This window comes from Streptomyces sp. WMMC940, assembly GCF_027460265.1.
In the GTDB taxonomy this organism is placed as follows: domain Bacteria; phylum Actinomycetota; class Actinomycetes; order Streptomycetales; family Streptomycetaceae; genus Streptomyces.
In genome coordinates this window covers 2834692-2857333 of record NZ_JAPZBC010000001.1, presented here as the reverse complement: position 1 = coordinate 2857333, position 22642 = coordinate 2834692, and the positions used below count along the sequence as shown (strand labels likewise).

Below are 22642 nucleotides of genomic sequence, written 5' to 3'. Positions count from 1 at the left end.
GCGGACGCCGAGGCTCCGGTTGCCGCGGGCGCGGAACCGGCTTCCGGCGGCACCGGACCCCGCCGCTCCGGTGCAGGGGACTGCGGCGATACTGAGTCCATGAAGCTCAGTCGCCCCGTCTCCTGGTTCCTGCTCGCGTTCGGGGTGTGGAGCTGGGTCATCTGGGTCACTTTCGTCAAGAACCTGTGGCAGGACGCGAGCGGCCTCGCCTTCGACGACGCCGGTGACCCGACTGCGTACTTCTGGGTCCATCTGCTGCTCGCCGTCACGTCCCTGCTCCTGGGGACGGCCGTCGGGGTCATCGGGTTGCGTGGCGTACGCGCATTGCGCCGCGACCGCGAATAGGGGAACGGTGCCGTGCTGGTCGTCCTGCTTGTGATCGCTGCCGTCGTCACCCTGCTGGTGACGGTGCACTGGTACGTCTGGCGGCGCCTGGTCCGCGACACGACGGCCGGGCCCGGTGCGGCCCGCCGTACGGGCACGGCGGCCGTGGTCGTGCTGCCGCTGCTCACCGTCGGCGCGTTCGTCTCCAGCCGGGCGGACGCGCCCTTCTGGCTTCAGCAGACCTTCGCGTGGCCGGGCTACCTCTGGCTCGCCGCGCTGCTGTACCTGACGCTCGCCCTGGTGGCGGGCGAGGCCGTGCGCCCCCTCCTGCGCCGTGCCCTGGTCCGCCGTGCGGGCGGCCGTGCACCCGGGACCCCGCCGGCCGGGGTGCCCGACACGTCCGCGCCCCCCGGGGCGTCCGTGAACCAGGCAGTCCCGGGCCCGGCCGGCCGTCCGTCCGGCGGCGCGACCGCAGGCCCCGCGACCGCAGGCCCCGCGACGGCCGCGGAACCGGCCTCGTCCGACGCCGGTCCGGGAACGGCCACCGCGGTCGCCGCGGCGGTCGAGGAGACGCCGGGCGGAGCCGCCCGCACCGACGGCGGTCCGGCACCCGACGCACCCGACGCACCCGAAGCACCCGAAGCACCGGACGCTCCGCCGGAGGAGGGGCGCCCCGCGGCCGGAGTGTCGCGCAGGCTGTTCGTGGCGCGGATCGTCGGTGGGGCGGCCGTCGCCGCGGCCGCGGCGACCGTCGGCCACGGGACGTACGGCGTCCTGCGCGGACCGAGCGTGAAGCGTGTCACCGTGCCGCTCGCGAAGCTCGCGCGGGGCACGCACGGCTACCGGATCGCGGTCGTGAGCGACATCCACCTCGGGCCGGTCCTGGGCCGCGCCCACACCCTGCGGATCGTGGACGCGATCAACGCCACGCAGCCCGATCTCGTCGCCGTCGTCGGGGACCTGGTCGACGGCAGCGTCGCCGACCTCGGAAACGCCGCCGAACCCCTCGCCGGGCTCCGCGCTCGCGACGGCTCGTTCTTCGTCACCGGCAACCACGAGTACTTCTCCGGCGCCGACGCCTGGGTCGACCATGTGCGCGAGCTCGGACTGACCCCGCTGCGCAACGACCGCGTCGAGATCGCCGGCTTCGACCTCGCCGGGGTCGACGACGTGGCGGGCGAACGCGAGGGCCAGGGCCCGGACTTCGCACGGGCGCTCGGCGACCGCGACCGCAGCCGTGCCGCCGTGCTCCTCGCCCACCAGCCGGTCGTCATCCACGAGGCCGTGCGCCACGGAGTGGACCTCCAGCTCTCCGGCCACACCCACGGCGGCCAGCTCTGGCCCGCCAACTACATCGCGGACCTGGCCAATCCGACCCTGGCGGGTCTGGAGCGGTACGGCGACACCCAGCTCTACGTCTCGCGCGGGGCCGGGGCCTGGGGACCGCCGGTGAGGGTCGGCGCCCCCTCCGACATCACCGTGGTGGAGCTCGCCTCCCGCGAGGCCTGACCGCAACCGGGACCACCCGTACCGCGTCGGAGGAAGGAGCACGCCCCGCCGGCACGTAAGGACCGCGCGAGCCGTCCGGCCGGGTTCACGCCGTCCCGCGTTCCCGGCGGCGGCCCCTGCCCCGGCTCTCCTTCGCTTCCTTCCCTCCGCTCCCACCTCCGCCGTCGTCCGCGGCGGAGGACTTCCGGTCCGCCTTCCGGTCCGCCTTCCGCCCGGGCATGCCCGAGGCGGCCATGCCCGCGGCCGTCGGCATGAAGTCCCGCAGCAACTCGTGGGTTTCCTGTACGAGGGGGCGCAGGATGCGGAACCGGGAGAGCGAGACCGCCCGGGCGGTGACCGGCGCGAGCCGCTCGACGAGGCGGCGGCTGTTGGCGCAGCCCTCGGAGCGGTCGTACACCCAGAACAGGACGAGCCCCATCTGCTGGAGCCAGAGCAACCGCGGGAGGGCGTCGGCCAGTTCGGGGTCGACCTTGACGGAGGCCCCGGACAGCACCTGCCGGTGGACGTCGATGGCCGCCTCCCGCGGGCCCTCCGACTCCGGGGAGAAGGGACTGAGCGGACTGTCCGGGTCGGCCGCGTTCTTGAAGAACTGGGACGCGAACTCGTGGTAGGGCTCGGCGATGTCCAGCCAGGCGAGCAGGACCCCCCGGATACGTGCCACGAGGTCCTTCTCGCCGCCGTCCAGGACCTCCGCGACAGCCGCCCGGTGCTGCTCGGCGATCCGGTCGTAGAAGCCCTGGACGAGGTGTTCCTTGGAGGAGAAGTAGTAGTAGGCGTTTCCCACGGAGACCCCGGCCTCCTGGGCGATGGCCCGCATCGTCGTCTTGTCGTAGCCGCGCTCCTGGAAGAGCCGGAGGGCGGTCTCGAGGATGAGGGTGCGGGTCTGCTCGCTCTTCGCGGGCTTTCCGGCCCGGTCCTGCTTCTCGTCCGTCACGTCGTTCACGGTGAGTGAGCCTAGCCGGGCGGGACCGGGACCTCGCACCGCCCTTCGCAGGAGGCGGCCGTCATCTCCCGGTACTTGGCCGCGGCGAGGACCGTCACCTTGGCGAAGGGCCGGCCGGCGGGGGTGCTCAGCCAGTGGGCCTTGGGCCGGTGCTCGGCCAGTGCCCAGAGGCAGACGATCCAGGCGGAGGCGGCCCGGTAGACCTGGCCCCGGTCGCCGATCACCGTGATCTCCCTCAGGGTGCTCTCGTGGTCGAGGGCCGGGAAGCGACGCCTGGCCTCCACGGACGCCGCCGGGACGAGGTCCAGCGGGACGAGCTGCCGCTGCCGCAGCAGCCAGTGGCGCAGATGGACGCAGAGCGGGCACTGGGCGTCGTACAGCACGGTCAGCCGCTTCACGGGGACCCCCACGGTGCTCACGCACCCGTCGCGGGCGCGGCCCAGGGACCCTTGTCGGCCGGTCCGGTCCAGCCCTGCGGCGGAACCGGCGGGGTGTGCTCGCGTTCCATCACACCGCGCCGGCGGATCTTGTTGAGCACGTAGACGTTGGCGAGGTGCATCACCCCGAGGACGAGCAGGACCACCCCGAGCTTCACCGAGAGCGCCTCGAACAGCCGGCGGGCGTCGGCCACGGCGTCGTCCTGGCTGAGGTAGAGGGCGACGAAGCCGAAGTTGACGAGGTAGAAGCCCACCACCAGCAGATGGTTCACGGCGTCCGCGAGCTGCTCGTTCCCGTGCAGCACGTCGGAGAGAAAGATCCGTCCGTTCCGGCTGAGCGTGCGGGCCACCCAGATGGTGAGCGCGACGCTGATCAGCAGGTAGACGACGTACGCGACGACAGCGAGGTCCATTCCCCACCCTCCTTTGAACGTGTTCAAAAGGTCTTGTCGAGGACTGTAGCCCTCTTCTTGAACGTGTTCAAGTCGCTTCGGGGTGCGGGAAAACGAGGGGCGCCGCCCGCTCGTGGCCCGTAGGGTCGGCCGGATGACCATTGCTCACGATGTGGCGGGGGACGGCCCCGCGGTGGTGCTCCTGCATTCCTCGGTCTGCGACCGCCGGATGTGGGACGACCTACGGGACGCGCTGGCAGGGGCCGGGTACCGGGTCGTCTGCCCCGACTTCCGGGGCTTCGGCGACACCCCGGCCGAGGCACTGCGCCCCTACCGCGACGCGGACGACGTCCTCGCTCTTCTGGACACGCTCGGGATCGGGCGCGCGGCCTTCGTGGGGGCCTCGTTCGGAGGCGGGGTCGCCGTCGAGATCGCCGCGAGCCGACCGGACCGGGTGACGGCGCTCGCCCTGCTCTGCGCCGCGCTGCCCGGCCACGAACCGGGGCCCGGCCTGCTGGCCTTCGACGAGGAGGAGGACGAGCTGCTGGACGCCGGCGACCTTGACGCGGCCGTGGAGCTCAACGTGGCCACCTGGCTGGGCCCGGAGGCCGACGAGGCCGTACGGGGCCGCGTACGGGCCATGCAGCGGCACGCCTTCGAGCTCCAGCTCGCGGCGGACGCCGAGGCGGAGGAGGCCGGTGCGGAGCCCGTGGACGACGACGAGCCCCCCGTCGACCCGGCCGCGATCACCGCCCCCGCCGTCGTGGTCTCGGGCCGGCACGACCTCGACGACTTCCGGGACATGTCCGCCCGCCTCGCGGAGCTGATAGCGGGAGCGCGCGCCGTGGAGCTCCCCTGGGCCGGGCATCTCCCCGCACTGGAGCGTCCGGCCGAGGTGACGGACCTGCTCCGGGACTTCCTGCGCGACAGCGTCCTCCACCGGCACGGCGCCGCCGAGCCGGTGCCGCCCGCCGTCTGACGCCTTGTGGCCCGGTCCGCCCGGTCGTGCCCGGGCCGGGCCGGGGGCGTCAGGCGCTCAGCGCACGGGCGTGGTTGATCCGGTCCATGACCCAGTACAGGGTGTCCGGGCCGGTCGCCGGGACCAGCGTCGTGTGATGGCGGCCGCCGCTGGTGACGCCGACCTGGATGTAGCCCGTCGTCCGCCGCTCCTTCATGAGCAGGAAGAGCAGCCCGAGGAGGCAGAAGACCGCGAAGACGACCGCGAGCACGACGCCGACGGTGGGGATCCGCTCCTCCGTGCGGGACATGTCCGTCACGTTCCACACCGCCCCCTTGAGCGGCAGCGTCCCGTTCGGGGTCACGATGGAGTCCTGGAGGACGACGATGTCACCGATCGCCAGCAGGGGGACGCCGGGGCCGCCCACATGTGCGAGCGGCGCCGGGGCGAAGCCGTGGCCGTACTGGGGTGCGCCCGGCGGCTCCGCCGGACCCCACTGGTAGTCGCCGCCGTCCTGGTAGGGGTTCGGCTGGTTCATCGGTCCCCGCTCTCGCATGACAGAAGCTGGCACGGCACAAGCACGCGTGACGGAAACACAGGGCAAGGGCCCGTTCCCGTACGGCGAGCGTACAGAAACGGGCCCTTGACGGAGCGTCTGACCCTTCGCTCAGAAGCGGCGGGTGATCAGCGCGCGCTTGACCTCCTGGATGGCCTTCGTGACCTCGATGCCACGCGGGCAGGCGTCCGTGCAGTTGAACGTCGTGCGGCAGCGCCACACGCCGTCCTTGTCGTTGAGGATCTCCAGGCGCTGCTCGCCCGCCTCGTCACGCGAGTCGAAGATGAAGCGGTGCGCGTTGACGATCGCCGCCGGGCCGAAGTACTGCCCGTCGTTCCAGAACACCGGGCAGGACGACGTGCACGCGGCGCACAGGATGCACTTGGTGGTGTCGTCGAACCGCTCGCGGTCCTCGGCCGACTGCAGCCGTTCGCGCGTCGGCTCGTTGCCCTTGGTGACCAGGAACGGCATGACGTCCCGGTACGCCTGGAAGAACGGCTCCATGTCCACGACCAGGTCCTTGAGGACCGTCAGGCCCTTTATGGCCTCGATCGTGATGGGCTTCTCCGGGTTGATGTCCTTGATCAGCGTCTTGCAGGCGAGCCTGTTCTTGCCGTTGATCCGCATCGCGTCGGAGCCGCAGATGCCGTGCGCGCAGGAGCGCCGGAAGGTCAGCGTGCCGTCGACGTCCCACTTGATCTTGTGGAGACCGTCGAGCACGCGCTCCTTCGGGTCGATCTCGATCTGGAAGTCCTCCCAGACCGCCGCGTCCGAGATCTCCGGGTTGAAGCGGCGGATCCGGAAGGTGACCGTGATGTACGGGGAGGAGGGGGAGGAGACGGACTCTGCCTCCACCTTGTCCATGGTCGGGGTAGCCATCAGTACTTACGCTCCATCGGCTGGTAGCGGGTCTGGACGACGGGCTTGTAGTCGAGACGCACGGTCTCGGTGCCGTCGGCGCCGACCTCGCGGTACGCCATGGTGTGGCGCATGAAGTTGACGTCGTCGCGGTTCGGGAAGTCCTCGCGGTAGTGACCGCCGCGGGACTCCTTGCGGGCCAGGGCGGAGACGGCCATGACCTCGGCCAGGTCGAGCAGGTTGCCCAGCTCGACGGCCTCCAGCAGATCCGTGTTGAACCGCTTGCCCTTGTCCTGGACGGACACGTTCTTGTAGCGCTCGCGCAGTTCGGCGATCTTCTCGACGGCCGTCTTGATGGTCTGCTCCGTACGGAACACCATCACGTTGGCGTCCATCGTCTCCTGCAGCTCGCGGCGCAGTTCGGCGACCCGCTCGGCGCCCGTGGAGTTGCGCAGGCGCTCGACCTGCTCCTCCACGAGGGAGGCCGGGTTCTCCGGCAGGTCCACCCACTCGGCCTTCGCCGAGTAGTCGGCGGCGGCGATGCCGGCCCGCTTGCCGAAGACGTTGATGTCGAGGAGCGAGTTGGTGCCGAGGCGGTTGGCGCCGTGCACCGACACGCAGGCGACCTCACCCGCGGCGTACAGGCCCGGTACGACGGTGGTGTTGTCCGCCAGGACCTCGCCCTCGACATTGGTCGGGATGCCGCCCATCGCGTAGTGCGCGGTCGGCTGGATCGGGATCGGGTCCGTGTAGGGCTCGATGCCGAGGTACGTACGCGCGAACTCGGTGATGTCCGGGAGCTTGGCGTCCAGCTGCTCCGGCGGGAGGTGCGTCAGGTCCAGGTAGACGTGGTCGCCCTCGGGGCCGCAGCCGCGGCCTTCGCGGATCTCCGTGTAGATGGAGCGGGAGACGACGTCGCGGGAGGCGAGGTCCTTCATGACGGGCGCGTACTTCTCCATGAAGCGCTCGCCGTCCTTGTTGCGGAGGATGCCGCCCTCGCCGCGGGCGCCCTCGGTGAGGAGGATGCCCATGCGCCAGATGCCCGTCGGGTGGAACTGGAAGAACTCCATGTCCTCCAGCGGCAGGCCGCGCCGGTAGCAGGCCGCCTGGCCGTCACCGGTGAGCGTGTGCGCGTTGGAGGTCACCTTGAAGAACTTGCCGGTGCCGCCGGAGGCGTAGATGACGGCCTTCGCCTGGAAGACGTGGATCTCGCCGGTGGCCAGCTCGTAGGCGACCACGCCGGCCGACTTCTTGACGCCGTCGACCTCGGTGATCAGCTGGTCGAGGACGTAGAACTCGTTGAAGAACTCCACGCCCTCCTTGACGCAGTTCTGGTACAGCGTCTGGAGGATCATGTGGCCCGTGCGGTCCGCGGCGTAGCAGGACCGGCGGACCGGGGCCTCGCCGTGGTTGCGGGAGTGGCCGCCGAAGCGGCGCTGGTCGATGGTGCCGTTCGGCGTCCGGTTGAACGGCAGGCCCATCTTCTCCAGGTCGAGGACGGCGTCGATGGCCTCCTTCGCCAGGATCTCGGCGGCGTCCTGGTCGACCAGGTAGTCACCGCCCTTGACCGTGTCGAAGGTGTGCCACTCCCAGTTGTCCTCCTCCACGTTCGCCAGCGCGGCGGCCATGCCGCCCTGCGCGGCGCCCGTGTGGGAGCGGGTCGGGTACAGCTTGGTGAGCACGGCGGTACGGCTGCGCTTCGTCGACTCGATGGCGGCGCGCATGCCGGCGCCGCCGGCGCCGACGATGACGGTGTCGTACTTGTGAATCTTCATGGTGTGGAACCTCAGCCCCGTCCTAGCGGATGTTCGGGTCGAAGGTGAAGATCACCAGCGTGCCCAGAAGGATGGTGAACACCGTGGCGGTGTACAGCAGGCCCTTGAGCCACAGACGCGTGTTCGGCCGCTCGGCGTAGTCGTTGATGACGGTACGCAGGCCGTTGGCGCCGTGCAGCATCGCCAGCCACAGCATCAGCAGGTCCCAGACCTGCCAGAACGGGTTCGCCCAGCGGCCCGCGACGAACGCGAAGCCGATCTTGGAGACCCCGCCGTCCAGAACGAGCTGGATCAGCAGGTGGCCGATGACCAGGACGACGAGGACCACGCCCGAGAGGCGCATGAAGAGCCATGCGGCCATCTCGAAGTTGCCGCGGGTCGACCGCGGGGTCCGACCCGTCCGCTTGCGCGGGGGCTCGATGTACGGCGCGGGGTTGTCGGGGCCGTAGGAGGCGCCTTCGACGGCGCCGATCGCGGAAGAGGTCTCAGCGGACATGTCTGGCGTCAGCTCCCGAACAGTTCACGTGCGGCGTGGCCGAGCACCGGGTAGACGGCACCGGCCATCAGGACGACCCAGATGCCCATCACGGTCCAGAGCATCTGCTTCTGGTAGCGCGGGCCCTTGGACCAGAAGTCCACAGCGATGACGCGAAGGCCGTTCAGCGCGTGGAAGAGGATGGCGGCCACCAGGCCGTACTCCAGCAGCGCGACGATCGGCGTCTTGTACGTCGCGACGACCTCGTCGTACGCCTCGGGGGAGACACGGACGAGAGCGGTGTCCAGCACGTGTACGAACAGGAAGAAGAAGATGAGGACGCCGGTGACTCGATGAGCCACCCAGGACCACATACCTTCCCGGCCGCGGTACAGCGTTCCAGCCGGCACGGAAAAACCCTCCGGGAGCGGGGATTGGAGCCGGCCGCCAGCGTCCTACCAAGGTGACAGCTCTGTCGGTCTGGCCCGGCCGGGTACGGTCCACCGGCCCTCGCCATCGTAGCGACGACTTGTCGGATCCCTCGCCCGGGGTCCGCTGGTGTGATCAAACAGGCACGGACGGGCTATCGGGGCGGCCTCCGGGATGGCCGGAATCGGGGTGTCCGGGATGATTGGCCACTGCGTGTGCCAGTCGGGCCCGGGCGAGCCGGCGCAGCTCGTCGGCGGCGACCACGCGCTCCTCGTCCGGATCGTTGGCGAGTCGCGAGCGGATGCCGGCCAGCACCTGGTCGGGCTGCTCGTCGGCCCGGAAGCCGTCCAGGCAGATCACGAAGGCGTGGCCGAAGCTCGCCTCGTACGCGGCATGCGCGGCGCGCAGGGCGGTGTGCGCGGCCGCCGGGGCGGCGGGGTGCAGCCCGGACGACGACTCCGCGGCCAGCGCCTCGTCCAGGTCGGCGGCGGCGAGGTCGTAGCTGGCCTCGTCGGCGGCGGCGAGCAGGGCGCCGAGGTCGGGGTAGGGGCGGTGGGCGGCGACGCGCCGGGCCCAGCGGTCGCTCCCGCAGCAGCTGAGGAGGGCTGCGGTGGTGGCGGCCGCCGGGGCGGTGTTGAAGCGCTCCAGGCCGGGCAGGTGCGCTCCGGTGGCCTGGCGGGGCCCGGGGACGGGCGCCGGGGAGGCGGGACCGGCGGGGGCGGGGATCCGCACCGCCGGGGGGAGCGTGGGCGGTCGCTGCGGGAGGCCGGTGTGCGATTCGCTGGACAGCGTGGGCTCCGGTGCGACTGGGAAGCGTGGGGTGGTTGAGCTGCAACGCTATCGAGGCGCGCCAGAAGGTGTCCGATGGATGCGTGAATTTCACCCGGACGGGAGAGTTTCGGTGCGCACCGTGGACGACGTCGGGGTGAATCACCCGATTAGGCTTTGTTCGTCATGCTTCTTCATGAGGAGGAGGTTTTTCGTGATGTGGCATTCCCGGAGGGTGCGGCGCGCGGCCCCGGTCGTCGCGGCCGCCGCGGCGCTGTCGGCGGTCGCCTCCTGCGGCGCCGGCGGCACCGCGGGCGCCGAGCGGGCCCAGGGGACGCCGCGGGCGGAGGCCGCTCCGACCCCCTCCCCGACGAAGACGTACCCGCTCTCGACCGCCCCCCGCACGATCCCCTCCGTGCGCGCCCACGAGGCGGCCCGCGGGCCGGGCTGGCGCCCGGCGGCGGGCAGCGCCGTCGTGGTCGCCAAGGGGAGCGAGGCGCTGGCGGACGAGGGCCGGCTGCTGGCCGGGGAGCTGAAGACCGGCTTCCGCAACAGTGGGCCGGTGAAGGCCGGCGACATCGAACTTTCGCTCGATACGACGGGCGGGGGCGCGCCCGAGTCGTACACGCTCACCGCGCGCGACAACCGCGTCCGCATCACGGGGCCGGACGAGGCCGGCGTCTTCTACGGCACCCGCACCCTGAAGCAGGCCGTCCGTTCCGGCGGCACGATGCCCGAGGGCGTGGTCCGCGACCGGCCCGACCGGCCGCAGCGCGGTCTGAACGTCGACATCGCGCGCAAGCACTTCACCCCCGGCTGGATCGAGGCCCGGTTGCGTGAGATGGCCGACCTCAAGCTCAACGTGCTCGGCCTGCACTTCTCCGACGACCAGGGCTTCCGGATCGCCTCCGACACCCATCCCGAGGTCGTCTCCCCGGAGCACCTCGGCAAGGCCGAGGTGCGCAGGATCATCGCCCTCGCGCGGAGCCTGCACATCACCGTCGTGCCGGAGATCGACTCGCCCGGGCACCTGGGCGCGGTCATGCGGGCGCACCCCCGGCTCCAGCTGCGCGACGTCCGGGGCGTGCCCCGGCAGGGCGCCATCGACATCTCCGATCCGGAGTCCGCCCGGATCGTCGACGACCTGCTGCGCGAGTACTCCCGGCTCTTCCCCGGTCGCTGGTTCCACGTCGGCGCCGACGAGTACCAGGCGCTGACCGTGCGCGACCCGCAGGCGTCGTACCCGCAGCTGGCCCGTGCGGCGGAGCGGAAGTACGGGCCGAACGCCACGGTGCAGGACCTGGCGACGGGCTGGCTGAACGACCGGGCCGCCGTGGTGCGTGCCGCGCAGAAGCAGCCCAAGGCGTGGAACGACGGCTTCTTCCGCGGCGGTGCGGTCTCGCCCGACAAGGACATCGAGGTCGAGTACTGGACGGGCAAGGAGATCGGGGCCAGGCCGCCGGCCGAGTACCTGGCCGAGGGCCGCAAGGTCGTCAACCTCAACGACGAGTACCTCTACTACGTGCTCGGTGAGCCCAATGAGTTCACGTACCCGACGGGCCGGCGCATCTACGAGGAGTGGACGCCGCTCGTGCTGCGGGGCACGGCTCCGGTCCCGGAGCGCTACTCGGACCAGATCCTCGGCGGGCGCCTCGCGATCTGGGGCGACCGCGCCCGGGCGCAGACCCAGGACCAGGTGGCGGCGGGCATCCGCATGCCGCTGCGCGCGGTGTCCCAGAAGCTGTGGACGCCGGGGCCGCCCGCGCTCACGTGGGCGCAGTTCGACGCGCTGGCGGACAGGCTCGGCTGAGGTTAAGGTCCGGAGGCCGACCGTTCTCGTACGGTTGTTCGCCGCGCTGCCCTGGGGAGGGGCTCGCCCGGATTCACCGTGTCCCGTGGGGGGAACCTTTCATGACGTTTGCGCCCGTACCCGTGCCCGTACCGCCGGCGTCCGCGCCCGGCCGTGCGCTCCGCTCGCCCGTGGGGCTCTCGTACGCCGTCACCGCGCTGCTCGGTGTCGTCGTCGTGGTCGACCTCCTGATCGTCGCGGCCTCGCTCAACATGCGGTCGTTCCTGAGCGGCGTCACTTCCGGCGCGGCCGACTTCGACGAGGACGCGGCGAGCCGCGCCGACTACGCGATGGCCGGATCGAGTGTGTTGTACGTCGCCGCCGTGGTGGCGGCGGGCACGCTCTTCATCGTCTGGTTCCACCGCGTCCGGCAGAACGCGGAGGTCTTCGCGCCCGACGCCCAGCGCAGGACCCCGGGCTGGGCGATCGGGGCCTGGTTCATCCCCATCGCCAACTTGTGGATCCCGCGGGGCATCGCCGCCGACGTACTGCGCGCGAGCCGCACCGACCCCTACGGCGGCGAGGCGAAGGGCCGCGGCCTCCTCAATGCCTGGTGGGGCGCCTGGGTCTGGTCGATGGTCTTCGACCGGTACGCGAGCAGGACGTACGACAGGGCCCAGGACCCCGAAGCGATCCACGACGCGGCGGCGCTGGTGCTGGCCGGCGCCGGGTTCGACATCGTCGCCGCGGTGCTCGCCGTCCTCTTCGTCCGCAGGCTCACGTCGATGCAGCACGCGAAGGCCGTCGCGGGCCGGACCGTGCCGACGGCCTGAACCCGGTCGAAAACGGAAACATCCGGGTGGTCCTTCGGCCGCCCGGGTGACGATTTTCGGCCACTCGGCGCTGTAAGTGACGTACTGCGAACGCACAGTCGGGGAGGCGTCGATGGGCCTGGTGCAACTGATCGCGGAAGCGGACGAGCGGAGCCTGGCCGCGAGCGGTCTCGCGTGTCTGGACCGCTGCCAGCCCCTGCTCGACGAGGAGCCCGACGTGCTGCGGCCCCTGTGGGCGGGCGTCTCCGAGGGCGAGGAGGGCTGGGCCGGGCAGCTGGCCGCGGCGAGGGCGGCACTCGACGAGACGCCCGTCGACGACGCGTCGAGCGAGGCATGGGCACCGGTGCGGAGGATGATCGCCGCAGCCCCGTCCGAGTGGGCCACCGGACCGCTCGGCGAGTGGGCGACGGCGTGCTCCGCCCTCGCGCTCGAACTGCACCGGGAACTCGACCCGTCCGGCGGCACCGGGGGTCCGCTCGTCGCCGGCGAGGAGCGCCGCCAGATCCAGATCCTCGAGATCCTCGCCGGCAGTCCGGACGGCGCCGCCCTCCGCCGCGCCCTGGACCTCTCGACGGAGGGCCGCCGTGTGTTGCGCGCGGCCCTGTCCCGGCGGGCGAGGGCCCAGGGCTGAGCCGCCCCGCGGCGCGTCACCGGGCGGTCGCGGCCGGCTCGTTCCCGGGGACGGCGAGCCCCAGCGGCCCGCCGCTCGCGATCACGTCGGGACCGGCGAGGAGATCCGCGTAGCCGTCGTCGTCCAGGTCCTGCGCGGTCAGCGCCCCGGCGTCCGCGCCCACCGCGAGGGAGGGCGCGCCGGCGGTGCTCAGACCGGTGGGCGAGCCGTGGTAGGTCACGATCCCGCGCCCGGTGGACACGGCCAGGTCGTCGTACCCGTCGCCGTTCATGTCGCCCGAGGCGAGGGCGGTCCCGCCGGCACCCATCAGGACGGTCGGCGAGGCGGTACGGCGTCCGCGCTCGGGGTTGCTCAGCACGACGAGCGGGGTGGCACCCTCCGGTGTGCGGTAGGCGACGGCCAGATCCCGGTCGCCGTCCCCGTCGAAGTCGCCGCCGACGGAGTCCTGCTCCTCGGCGCCGTCCGGTACGACGGCCGCCGCCTCGGACCCGGGGTCCAGCGGCCAGGGCACCGGGGAGGCGTCCGGATCGCCCGGTCCCTCGCCCCGTGCCGCGGCTGCCGCGCGGATCGCGGGCAGATCGGCGTACAGATGACCGCCGGGGCACTCGGTCGGGTACGCGTCGCGGTGTCCCGGCAGCCGCGGGAGCGTCACGCGCTGCCCCCGCCGGAACTTGCCGTTGTCCACGGACGCCGTGAGCGTCGTGGTCCCGTTGAGGGCCAGCCCGTAGAGGCCGAGCTTCCAGGAGGCGACCCTCATGACGGCGTCGCGGACCGCGGGCGTGGTGGTGGCCGTGCTGTAGTCGCCGATCACGGACACGCTGCTCGTGTCGATGTTGAAGCCGTACGTGTGGGCGCCCTGGACCGGCCGGTCGATGCCGCCGGCCCGGCCCTCGAAGATCCTGCCGCACTTGTCGACCAGGAAGTGGTAGCCGATGTCGTTCCAGCCCTGGCCCTCCACGTGGTAGGTGAAGACGGCCCGGACGATCGCGGGCGAGTCGGCGCACTGGTACGTGTTGGACCCGGCGGTGTGGTGGACGAACACCGCCTTGGTGGTGGAGTTGTAGGTGGGCGGCCCACCGACCTTGGACTCGTCCGCGCCCCAGCCGGCCCGCGTGGTCATCGCCGGAGCGCCCGCCGGCACCTCCGCACGGGCGGACGACGGGGCCGGGTCGCCGCCCTGCGGGTCCACCAGTTCCACTCGCAGCCCACGGGGCAGCGACGCCCCCTCGGCCCGCAGCTGCACCCCGTCCGACGGTCCGGTCCACAGCGGCCGGCTGCCCGCCCGCAGCTCCGCGGAGACCTGTCCCGGGCCGGGCTCGGGCGTCCGCAGGTCGATGTCGAGCGTGTGCCAGGACGACCAGACACCGGTACGGCTGTCCCGGGTGCGGACCTCGACGGTGCCGCCGAGTTCCGCGTTCGGGTCGTCCCAGGTCACGCCGACCAGGCTGAACGGTTCGGTGGCACGCGCCGGGAGCTCACGCCGCGCCGGGTCCGTGCCCGGCACGGGCACGCTGTGGACCTCGCCCGAGCCGGGTGTGCCCGGACCGTGCGCCGGGGAAGCGACGGACGGGACGGGGGAGACGGACGGGGAGAGGGGAGCCGAGGGGGGCGCGGCGGCCGTGAGCCCGGTGAGGCAGACGGCGGCGGTGCACGCGGCGGTGAAGGCCACAGGGCGGCATCTCATGGGGCCGGAGCATAAGGAAACGGCGGGCATACGGTGTGCAATGACGCTACGGCCGTGACGGTGACGCCCGGAATGAACGGGTGATCGACGAGCTGTCCGATAAGGATCGCCCCGAACTCCCGTTCCCCGGGCATTGGTACGGTCCGGTCATGGCCGTTGATCGCGCGTCAGGTGTGTCAGACGCATCAGAGGAACCGACGAGAGCGCCCGTGACCGCCGACGACGTGCAGCACGCCGTCAGGCTTGCGCTCGCCACCCTGCGGGCCGGTCTCGGCGCCGACTGGGAAGCCAGGGCCGGCGCCCTGGAGTGGACCTGCTGGGAGACCGTCGAACATCTCGCCGACGACCTCTTCGCCTACGCCGCCCAACTGGGCCCCGAGTCCCCGCCGCTGGACGACGACATCCCCTTCGACTGGATGGCGCGCCGGGACGGCGGACCGGCGAACGTCACCTTCGCCGACCGGGCCGCCGGCCCCCGGGGCCTGCTCCGGGTGCTCGACGCCTGTGGCGGGATGCTCACGGCGATGGTCCGCACGGCCCCCGCGGAGGCCCGGGCGTACCACACCTTCGGGACGGCCGACGCCGAGGGCTTCGCCGCCATGGGTGTGGTCGAGACCCTCGTCCACACCCATGACGTGGCCCAGGGCCTCGGCCTCGGCTGGTCCCCGCCGGCGGGCCTCTGCGCCCGGGTCCTCGCCCGCCTCTTCCCGTACGCCCCGACGGACACGGACCGGTGGGACACCCTCCTCTGGGCGACGGGCCGGGGCGAACTGCCGGGCCGCAAACGCCTGGAGTCCTGGCGGTGGTACGGCGCGGTTCCCGAGTGACGCCCACGGGCCCGACCGGGGCGCGTCCGGACGGGCCTCCCTCGTTGCTTCTGACTGCTCCTGGTCGCTACGGGTCGGTCGATGACGGTGATGGCGGCGGGGCGGAGGTCGGCGGCCCGGCCCAACGCCCGTGCGGCCGTCCCCGCGGCGTGCACGGCGCCGGTGGCGTGCGCTCGGTGGCTCGGCGTTGCGATCTGCGTGCTGCTGCCGGCCCGGGGCCTTCTCGTCGAGGTGCTGCTCATCGCCGGAGGGCCGACCGTCGGCGAGATCAGTGCCGCACAGAGGTTCTGGACGCTCGCCCTTTGGAATCCCTGGTTCATTCTCGGCGGCTCGGCGTTCGGACTGGCAGCCCGCAGCTTCGGCGGACCTCGCCCAGGTGGTGCACTGAGGGGTTTGTCGCCGATCGACCGTGCTCGTGACGTGGACACGGCCCCGGCGGGGCCTCCCGCCGGTGTGCGGCACCACGCGCCGGGCCACACCGCGACCCAGTACGGCACGCGCCGAGTGGAGAGGGCCGCACCGGTCCGGGGTGGACCGGGTGGAGGCCCGGATGCGTCGGTCATGGCTGGTCACGCGGAAGCCCGCGCCCCGGGCGATGCCGGGTCGGAGCGGTCCGACGTGAGACGACCGGGGCCGCCACCCCCCACAGGAGAGGCCCCGGCCGTCGTCCGCCAGAGCCGCGGAGCGGCCCCGTACTTCTCTCAGCGCCGCAGGTGCGTTTTCTGTCACACCGCACGCCGCCGCAGAATGTTGCAGGTTGTACAAGACATGGACGCGGCACCCGCGGAGGACGTAGCGTGGCGCTGCGCGCTTGGGGTGTGCGGCGGTGGTGACCAGCCGCGATGACGAACGGGTAGTGGGAGTGCTGGGGGACGACGCGGAGCTGACCGCCGCGGTGAGCGCGGCGCAGGACGGGGACGAGGACGCCTTCCGGACTGTGTACCGCGCCGTTCATCCGCGGCTGCTCGGATACATAAGGACGCTGGTCGGCGAGCTGGAGGCCGAGGACGTGGCGTCCGAGGCCTGGCTGCAGATCGCCCGGGACCTCGAGAGGTTCAGCGGTGACGCCGACCGCTTCCGCGGCTGGGCGGCGCGCATCGCCCGCAACCGCGCCCTCGACCACATCCGGATGCGCGGCAGGCGCCCCGCGGTCGGCGGGGACGAGACCGAACTGACCGGGAAGCCGGCCGAGTCCGACACCGCCGGCGAGGCCATGGAGGCCATGTCGACCGGCCGGACCATGGCCCTGATCGCCCAGCTCCCCCAGGACCAGGCCGAGGCGGTCGTGCTGCGCGTGGTCGTCGGCCTCGACGCGAAGACCGCGGCGAAGACCCTCGGCAAGCGGCCCGGCGCGGTGCGCACCGCGGCCCACCGGGGGCTGAAGAGGCTCGCGGAGCTGCTGGGGGCCGAGCATGGAACGGGGCACGGAGAGACGTCAGGGGCTCCTGGGCGCGGAACCGAGCTCGGCGCCGTACCGTCCCCGCGCACCGTTCGCTCCGGCGTGAAGCGCTCCACCGGTGTGACGCATTCGCGTCTGCGGACGCAGAAGGACATGTGATGGCCGACGAGCGTTACGAATGGCTCGATCAGGAGGCGGCGGAGCGGTTGCTCCGCGGTGAACCGGTCGAGCCCCTCGGCGTTGACGCGCGTCACCAGGCCCTTCGGCTCGCCGAGCTGCTCGACGACGCGCGCGCCCAGGAGCCCGTGACCGAGCCCCTCAGGGGCGAGGACGCCGCGCTCGCCGCGTTCCGCAAGGCACGTGACGGAGGCGCGGCGGAGCTGCTGCCGACGGTGCGGCTGACGCCGGAGACGCGGCCGGTCTCCTGGAGCCGGTCCCTGCGCTGGGGGCTGGCGGCCTCGCTCACCGGATTCGCTGTGGGCGGCGTGGCCGTCGCCGCCGGGGTCGGGGTGCTGCCCACTCCGTTCGGCGGTCCTCAGCCCGCACCCGCCTCCTCCGTCTCGGGTGCCGTCACCCCCGGGCCGGTCACCTCCGAGCCCGCACCCGACGAGCTGCGCAGCCCCGACCTGCCGTCGCCCGCGGACACCCCCTCGCCGAGCGCCCCCGCGGCCTCCGGCGGCACCGACACCCCGGACGGACCCGGGGACGGGCAGGGCGCAGGTCCGGGGCGGGACGAGTCCACCGCGCCGCACGACAGCCGCACGGACGGGGGCACCAACGGCAGGGACTGGTACCGCAAGACCGCCGACGCCTGTCGCGACTACCGCAACGGCACCCTGGACGAGGAGCGCAAACGCAAGCTGGAGGCCGCGGCGCAGGGCGCGGACCGTGTGAAGCGGTTCTGCGACCGGATGCTGTCCGCCGACGGCAGGGGCGACGACGGCGGCAAGGGCGGCGACGACGGCGAGGGCGACGACGGGGACGGCGGCGGGGACGACGGCGACGACGACGGCTCCGGTCCGGTTGGCTTCCCCCGCTCCCCGTTCCTGCCCCCCACCTCCGTGCGGCCCGGTACCGTCGAGCGGCCCCTCGTGCCGCCGACCTCCGTGCGGCCCGCGTTCCGGCCCGCGGTGCCGGGTGCGTCAGTCCCCGGGCCGTCGCTGCCCGGAGAGTCCGGCGCTCTCCCCGCCGGCGGCCGACTGCCCGCGGACGCCGTGCGCACGCTCCCGATCGCAACGCTCTGACGCGTAAATAGGTGCAGGTCAGGGAGTGTTTGGGCAGGGCTGGGTGCCCGGTGGCTGTGGGCCGCCGGGCGTCTGGGTTTCCGGTCAGGCCGCGTCCTCCCTCGGGTTGAGGGTGACGGTGTAGCCGAGCCGGTTGAGGGCGGTGACCGCGCGGCGGGTGGCGCGTTCGGGGTCGCGCTGGACCGCTGACCTGCGATTTTCCTTGCGTGGCAAAAATTTCCGGCCAGGTGTGACGTTTTTCGGCTGGGTGACGCAGTACTAAGTGAGCCGACTGGTCATCGGCGATGCCTGAGCCGGGGTTCCCCCCGTACCCACGGCTCAGAGCACACAGGCGCGGGCGGGGCACGTTCCCCCGGTCCCGCCCGCGCCTCCTCACTCCTTCCGTCCGGCCCGCGCGGCGCCTACGGCGCCGGCCGGCCGCCCGTCGGGTCCGCGCCGCCTCACCAGTGGACGACGACCTTGTCGCCGACCTTCACCTGGCCGAACACCGACGCGATCTTCTTCTTGTCACGGACGTTGACGCAGCCGTGCGAGGCCCCGTCGTAGCCGCGGGCGGCGAAGTCCGAGGAGTAGTGCACCGCCTGGCCGCCGCTGAAGAACATCGCGTACGGCATGGGGGTGTGGTAGAGCGTCGACTCCCACTCCTCGGCCTTCCAGCCCACGCTGAACGTTCCTTCACGAGTGGGCGTGTTCTCCGAGCCGAAGCGCACGTCCATCGCCGCCACGACCGTGCCGTCGATCATCCAGGCGAGCGTCCTGCTCTCCTTGCTGATGCAGAGCACGCGTCCGCTCATGCACCGGGGATCGGGCTCGTCGAGCGTGTTGGTCGTCGCGGGCCGCAGTTCGTCGGCGGTGGGCTTGCGGGTCGCGCCGAGCAGTCGCTGCCAGGTGGTCTCGTCGACCGAACCGGTGGCGGCGAGCCCCTGCTTCCGCTGGAATCCGCTGACCGCCTTCGCCGTCATCGAGCCGTAGAACGCGGTGGGGCTCCGGTGGAAGTGGCCGATCTGGCGCAGCCGCGCCTGCAGTTCGCGTACCTGCTCGCTCTCGGCGCCCTCCGTCATCAGAACCCTCGGCTCCGGCGTCCGGGCGCCCGGCGTCGACGGGGACGGGGTGGGGGGCTTGGCGTCGTCGGCCGCGGGAACGGCGGTGACGGGGGCGGACGGAGCCTTCGACGGGCCGGCCGCACCGGCCGGTGCGGCCGGCGGCTCGGCACTGCCCCCGGCCGCCCCCTGGCTCGTGCACCCGGCGGCCAGGACCACGGCCGCGAGGGACATGAGCGATCTGTGCAGAACGGACGTACGGTGCATAGGTGCCCCCCTGAGGTTGTGTGAGTAGGGATGCTTCACGGCCGTGCTTGGTTGCGGTCGAAGGAGCATGCTGTGAGCAAGGTCCCAGCAGGGGGCGAGTCGTTGCCCGCAGACCCGCCGGTACGGTCCGTCGCGAGAGTTCCGTACCGGCGAGTAGCCCCACCGGAGGCACACCACATGGCGCGCGAGTCCGAGTCGGGTCTGCCCATCGAGCCGGTCTACGGACCGGACGACCTCGAAGGGTGGGATCCCCGCGAGAAGCTGGGCGAGCCGGGCTCGTATCCCTACACACGCGGTGTCCACCCGTCCATGTACACGGGCCGCCCGTGGACCATGCGCCAGTACGCGGGTTTCGGCACGGCCGTCGAGTCCAACGCCCGGTACAAGCAGCTCATCGCCAACGGCACGACCGGCCTGTCCGTGGCCTTCGACCTGCCGACGCAGATGGGGCACGACTCCGACGCGCCGATCGCGCACGGCGAGGTCGGCAAGGTGGGCGTGGCCGTCGACTCGATCGACGACATGCGGGTGCTGCTGGACGGCATCCCGCTGGACCGGGTCTCCACGTCGATGACGATCAACGCGCCCGCCGCGCTGCTGCTCCTGCTCTACCAGCTGGTCGGCGAGGAGCAGGGCGTGCCGGCGGACAGGCTGACCGGCACCATCCAGAACGACGTGCTGAAGGAGTACATCGCCCGGGGCACCTACATCTTCCCGCCGAAGCCCTCGCTGCGGCTGATCGCCGACATCTTCAAGTACTGCAGGACCGAGATCCCGAAGTGGAACACGATCTCGATCTCCGGCTACCACATGGCCGAGGCCGGCGCGTCCCCCGCGCAGGAGATCGCCTTCACCCTCGCGGACGGCATCGAGTACGTCCGGACGGCCGTCGAGGCGGGGATGGACGTGGACGACTTCGCGCCCCGGCTGTCGTTCTTCTTCGTGGCACGAACGACGATCCTGGAGGAGGTCGCGAAGTTCCGCGCCGCGCGCCGTATTTGGGCCCGGGTGATGCGCGACGAGTTCGGCGCCAGGAACCCGAGGTCGCTGATGCTGCGCTTCCACACCCAGACCGCCGGGGTGCAGCTCACCGCGCAGCAGCCCGAGGTGAACCTGGTGCGCGTCGCCGTCCAGGGGCTCGCGGCCGTCCTCGGCGGCACGCAGTCGCTGCACACCAACTCCTTCGACGAGGCGATCGCGCTGCCGACCGACAAGTCGGCCCGGCTCGCGCTGCGCACCCAGCAGGTACTCGCGTACGAGACCGATGTCACCGCCACCGTCGACCCGTTCGCCGGGTCGTACGTGGTGGAGAGCATGACGGACGACGTGGAGGCCGCGGCGCTGGAGCTGATGCGGAAGGTGGAGGACCTCGGCGGCGCGGTGAGCGCCATCGAACGCGGCTTCCAGAAGGGCGAGATCGAGCGCAACGCCTACCGCATCGCGCAGGAGACGGACACCGGCGAACGCGTCGTCGTCGGCGTCAACCGCTTCACCCTAGACGAGGAGGAGCCGTACGAGCCGCTGCGCGTCGACCCCGCGATCGAGGCCCGGCAGGCCGAGCGGCTCGCGGGACTGCGGGCCGATCGGGACCGGTCCGCCGTGGACGCGGCGCTCGGCGAGCTGCGGGAGGCCGCCGCCGGCACGGACAACGTCCTGTACCCGATGAAGGAGGCACTGCGGGCCCGGGCGACGGTCGGCGAGGTGTGCGACACCCTCCGCGAGGTGTGGGGCACGTACGTCCCGAGTGACGTGTTCTGATCGACTTTCCGCCATCCGGAACGCAGAGGCGGAGTGTCGTACCCGTGTGCGACACTCCGCCTCATGCTGGGTGTCACCGATCTGCCGACGTATCTCGCGGGACTTGTCCTGATCATCCTCCTGCCGGGGCCCAACTCGCTGTACGTGCTCTCGGTCGCCGCCCGTCGAGGGGTGCGCACGGGGTACCAGGCCGCCGCGGGCGTGTGGTGCGGCGACACGGTGCTGATGGTGCTGTCAGCGGCGGGCGTCGCCTCGCTGCTCCAGGCCAACGCCGTGCTCTTCTCGGTGGTGAAGTTCGCCGGCGCGGGCTATCTGACGTGGTTGGCAGTGGGCATGCTGCGGGCCGCATGGTCGATGTGGCGGTCGCGTCGGGAGCTGACGGAACCCGGGGGAGGACGGGCGCCCGACGCGTCCGCGCCGGGTGAGCGGCCGTTCCGCAGGGCCCTGGTGATCAGCCTGTTCAACCCGAAGGCGATCCTGTTCTTCATCGCCTTCTTCGTGCAGTTCGTCGACCCCTCCTATGCCTATCCGGCGGTGTCCTTCACCGTGCTCGGCGGACTCGCCCAGGTGGCGAGCGTCCTCTACCTCACCCTGCTGATCTTCACCGGCACCCATCTGGCCGCCGCCTTCCGGCGCCGCAAGCGGCTGTCGGCCGGCGCGACCTCGGCGGCGGGCGCGTTGTTCCTCGGCTTCGCGGTGAAGCTGTCGTTCAGCAGCGCATGACCTCTCCGCACCGGCCGGTGAGCCGGATCGCACAGCCGGGGCCCGGTCCGCCTCCATGGTGCGCACCGCCGGGTTCGCGCCCGTCCGCATCTCCGGGCGCCCGACGGGCACGGCGGGCGGACCCGTCCGCCTGAGGCGGTCCGCCGCCCTGAAGTGACAGCCGCTTCCACCCCCGCTCGGCCACCCCATCCGTGCCCGCCTCCGGCAAAGACCGCCTCACTGCACCTGCCGACACAGGGCCTCTCCCGGACCGCCGAAGTGCTGCAAGCTGTCCGCACCGACAGGGGCTCACGAGAGGGAATCGCCATGCCGGAGCTGCGGGGCGGCTACAGGGTGCACTTCGTTCTGGCACTGAGCCTCTGCGGGATCGCGTTGCTGGCGATGGCCTCGACCTGGCTGCCCGGCGGGTACATCGTCCCGAAGAGCTTCGTAATCGGCTTGTTCGTCCTGGTCTTCCCGGTCTTCGGCGTCGCCTTCGTCCGCAGCCTCGCCTCCGGCGCCGCGGGCACCCTGTTCGGACCGGCGAACGCGGGGCGGCTGGCCAGGTACGTGTGGCTGCTGCCGCTGTCCCTGAAGCTCGCCTACGGGATCGTCATCTGCCTGGCACTCGCGGGTGGTGCAACCGGCGGCGGAAGGGACGCGAAGGAGGACGCGTCGGGCTACTACTACACGTACTGGAACAACACGACGTTGCAGAGTGAACGGGTGTCACTCACGGAGGCCGAGTACCACGAGGCGCTCAAGGCCCATCTGCGCGTCTTCAGCGCAGGACCGGCCCTGTTCTACGCGGCGAGCAGCTTCCTCGTCCTCGCCTCCGCGTCGGCATCTTCCCCTCGACAGGCCGTCAAGGCCGGGTGAACCGGACCAGGCCCCTCGCAGGCCGCCGCCGGTCGCTGCCCCAGCCGTCACTCCGGTGCCGGCAGCGGCGCGGGGCGGGCCTCCACGCGGTCCTCGCCGCACTGGGGAGGGGCATCGCGGTCGCCCCGCACCGGGGCGACCGCGACGCGGGGCGCGGCCAGGCCC

24 protein-coding genes are annotated in these 22642 nt (G+C 72.1%); 12 read left to right on the top strand and 12 right to left on the bottom strand.

The window, feature by feature from the left end:
* Positions 1 to 99 precede the first annotated feature (99 nt).
* Positions 100 to 345 carry an SCO4848 family membrane protein gene (locus O7595_RS12470; RefSeq protein ID WP_269728788.1) on the top strand — a complete coding sequence of 82 codons (246 nt, stop codon included), beginning with the start codon at positions 100 to 102 and terminating at the stop codon, positions 343 to 345.
* Positions 346 to 357: 12 nt separating this feature from the next.
* Positions 358 to 1833 carry a metallophosphoesterase gene (locus tag O7595_RS12465; RefSeq protein ID WP_269728787.1) on the top strand — a complete coding sequence of 492 codons (1476 nt, stop codon included), beginning with the start codon at positions 358 to 360 and terminating at the stop codon, positions 1831 to 1833.
* Between the two features lie 85 nt (positions 1834 to 1918).
* Here the strand turns inward: O7595_RS12465 and O7595_RS12460 are convergent, their stop codons facing one another.
* From O7595_RS12460 to O7595_RS12450, 3 genes are read right to left on the bottom strand one after another with little or no spacing between them, the layout of a single operon-like run.
* The gene (locus tag O7595_RS12460; RefSeq protein WP_269728786.1) at positions 1919 to 2776 is read right to left on the bottom strand and encodes a TetR family transcriptional regulator; all 858 of its coding nucleotides are present in this window, start codon (positions 2774 to 2776) and stop codon (positions 1919 to 1921) included.
* 11 nt (positions 2777 to 2787) lie between these two features.
* Complete coding sequence (locus O7595_RS12455; protein WP_332328155.1) at positions 2788 to 3174, bottom strand: thiol-disulfide oxidoreductase DCC family protein; 387 nt, start codon at positions 3172 to 3174, stop codon at positions 2788 to 2790.
* A gap of 17 nt (positions 3175 to 3191) precedes the next feature.
* Positions 3192 to 3626 (bottom strand): hypothetical protein, encoded by a 435-nt coding sequence (locus tag O7595_RS12450; protein ID WP_269728785.1) that lies wholly within the window; start codon positions 3624 to 3626, stop codon positions 3192 to 3194.
* A 133-nt stretch (positions 3627 to 3759) separates the two neighbouring features.
* Here O7595_RS12450 and O7595_RS12445 point away from each other — a divergent pair, with 133 nt between their 5' ends.
* Complete coding sequence (locus O7595_RS12445) at positions 3760 to 4584, top strand: alpha/beta fold hydrolase (RefSeq protein ID WP_269728784.1); 825 nt, start codon at positions 3760 to 3762, stop codon at positions 4582 to 4584.
* 49 nt (positions 4585 to 4633) lie between these two features.
* Here O7595_RS12445 and O7595_RS12440 read toward each other — a convergent pair whose 3' ends face one another.
* From O7595_RS12440 to O7595_RS12415, 6 genes are all read right to left on the bottom strand, one after another.
* Positions 4634 to 5101 (bottom strand): hypothetical protein, encoded by a 468-nt coding sequence (locus tag O7595_RS12440; protein WP_269728783.1) that lies wholly within the window; start codon positions 5099 to 5101, stop codon positions 4634 to 4636.
* A 129-nt stretch (positions 5102 to 5230) separates the two neighbouring features.
* Positions 5231 to 5998: a succinate dehydrogenase iron-sulfur subunit gene (locus O7595_RS12435; protein WP_269728782.1), complete on the bottom strand. Its 768-nt coding sequence runs from the start codon at positions 5996 to 5998 to the stop codon at positions 5231 to 5233.
* A complete protein-coding gene (gene sdhA / locus O7595_RS12430) occupies positions 5998 to 7752 on the bottom strand; it encodes a succinate dehydrogenase flavoprotein subunit (RefSeq protein WP_269728781.1) in 1755 nt (584 codons plus the stop codon). The genes O7595_RS12435 and sdhA overlap by 1 nt, the downstream gene beginning before the upstream one ends.
* Positions 7753 to 7774: 22 nt before the next feature.
* On the bottom strand, positions 7775 to 8248 hold the full coding sequence (locus O7595_RS12425) for a succinate dehydrogenase hydrophobic membrane anchor subunit (protein WP_138053551.1): 474 nt from the start codon (positions 8246 to 8248) through the stop codon (positions 7775 to 7777).
* An 8-nt stretch (positions 8249 to 8256) separates the two neighbouring features.
* The gene (sdhC, locus tag O7595_RS12420; protein WP_026165064.1) at positions 8257 to 8637 is read right to left on the bottom strand and encodes a succinate dehydrogenase, cytochrome b556 subunit; all 381 of its coding nucleotides are present in this window, start codon (positions 8635 to 8637) and stop codon (positions 8257 to 8259) included.
* A gap of 154 nt (positions 8638 to 8791) precedes the next feature.
* Entirely contained in the window at positions 8792 to 9388 is a 597-nt protein-coding gene (locus O7595_RS12415) for a 2-oxo-4-hydroxy-4-carboxy-5-ureidoimidazoline decarboxylase (RefSeq protein WP_269728780.1), read from the bottom strand.
* Between the two features lie 253 nt (positions 9389 to 9641).
* Here O7595_RS12415 and O7595_RS12410 point away from each other — a divergent pair, with 253 nt between their 5' ends.
* The 3 genes from O7595_RS12410 to O7595_RS12400 all read left to right on the top strand — a co-directional run bounded on the left by O7595_RS12410 (position 9642) and on the right by O7595_RS12400 (position 12677).
* Complete coding sequence (locus tag O7595_RS12410) at positions 9642 to 11234, top strand: beta-N-acetylhexosaminidase (protein ID WP_269732470.1); 1593 nt, start codon at positions 9642 to 9644, stop codon at positions 11232 to 11234.
* A gap of 101 nt (positions 11235 to 11335) precedes the next feature.
* Positions 11336 to 12046, top strand: a complete 711-nt coding sequence (locus O7595_RS12405) for a DUF4328 domain-containing protein (protein ID WP_269728779.1) — start codon at positions 11336 to 11338, stop codon at positions 12044 to 12046.
* A gap of 112 nt (positions 12047 to 12158) precedes the next feature.
* Positions 12159 to 12677 carry a hypothetical protein gene (locus tag O7595_RS12400; RefSeq protein ID WP_269728778.1) on the top strand — a complete coding sequence of 173 codons (519 nt, stop codon included), beginning with the start codon at positions 12159 to 12161 and terminating at the stop codon, positions 12675 to 12677.
* A gap of 16 nt (positions 12678 to 12693) precedes the next feature.
* Here the strand turns inward: O7595_RS12400 and O7595_RS12395 are convergent, their stop codons facing one another.
* Positions 12694 to 14361 carry an FG-GAP-like repeat-containing protein gene (locus O7595_RS12395; protein WP_269728777.1) on the bottom strand — a complete coding sequence of 556 codons (1668 nt, stop codon included), beginning with the start codon at positions 14359 to 14361 and terminating at the stop codon, positions 12694 to 12696.
* 224 nt (positions 14362 to 14585) lie between these two features.
* Here O7595_RS12395 and O7595_RS12390 point away from each other — a divergent pair, with 224 nt between their 5' ends.
* The 3 genes from O7595_RS12390 to O7595_RS12380 all read left to right on the top strand — a co-directional run bounded on the left by O7595_RS12390 (position 14586) and on the right by O7595_RS12380 (position 17831).
* On the top strand, positions 14586 to 15188 hold the full coding sequence (locus O7595_RS12390; RefSeq protein ID WP_269732469.1) for a maleylpyruvate isomerase N-terminal domain-containing protein: 603 nt from the start codon (positions 14586 to 14588) through the stop codon (positions 15186 to 15188).
* An 862-nt stretch (positions 15189 to 16050) separates the two neighbouring features.
* Positions 16051 to 16746 carry an RNA polymerase sigma factor gene (locus O7595_RS12385; protein WP_269732468.1) on the top strand — a complete coding sequence of 232 codons (696 nt, stop codon included), beginning with the start codon at positions 16051 to 16053 and terminating at the stop codon, positions 16744 to 16746.
* Positions 16746 to 17831, top strand: coding sequence for a hypothetical protein (locus O7595_RS12380; RefSeq protein ID WP_269728776.1), 1086 nt, complete (start codon positions 16746 to 16748; stop codon positions 17829 to 17831). The genes O7595_RS12385 and O7595_RS12380 overlap by 1 nt, the downstream gene beginning before the upstream one ends.
* An 84-nt stretch (positions 17832 to 17915) precedes the next feature.
* On the opposite strand, the gene O7595_RS12375 is transcribed toward O7595_RS12380, so the two are convergent.
* Both O7595_RS12375 and O7595_RS12370 read right to left on the bottom strand, forming a co-directional pair.
* Positions 17916 to 18044 carry a hypothetical protein gene (locus O7595_RS12375; RefSeq protein ID WP_269728775.1) on the bottom strand — a complete coding sequence of 43 codons (129 nt, stop codon included), beginning with the start codon at positions 18042 to 18044 and terminating at the stop codon, positions 17916 to 17918.
* A 227-nt stretch (positions 18045 to 18271) separates the two neighbouring features.
* On the bottom strand, positions 18272 to 19105 hold the full coding sequence (locus O7595_RS12370; protein WP_332328154.1) for a L,D-transpeptidase family protein: 834 nt from the start codon (positions 19103 to 19105) through the stop codon (positions 18272 to 18274).
* A 210-nt stretch (positions 19106 to 19315) separates the two neighbouring features.
* Between O7595_RS12370 and O7595_RS12365 the strand changes: the two genes are divergently transcribed.
* From O7595_RS12365 to O7595_RS12355, 3 genes are all read left to right on the top strand, one after another.
* Positions 19316 to 20896, top strand: a complete 1581-nt coding sequence (locus O7595_RS12365) for an acyl-CoA mutase large subunit family protein (RefSeq protein WP_269728773.1) — start codon at positions 19316 to 19318, stop codon at positions 20894 to 20896.
* Between the two features lie 63 nt (positions 20897 to 20959).
* Positions 20960 to 21619, top strand: coding sequence for a leucine efflux protein LeuE (gene leuE / locus O7595_RS12360; RefSeq protein ID WP_269728772.1), 660 nt, complete (start codon positions 20960 to 20962; stop codon positions 21617 to 21619).
* A gap of 306 nt (positions 21620 to 21925) precedes the next feature.
* The gene (locus O7595_RS12355; protein WP_269728771.1) at positions 21926 to 22477 is read left to right on the top strand and encodes a hypothetical protein; all 552 of its coding nucleotides are present in this window, start codon (positions 21926 to 21928) and stop codon (positions 22475 to 22477) included.
* Positions 22478 to 22642: the final 165 nt, after the last annotated feature.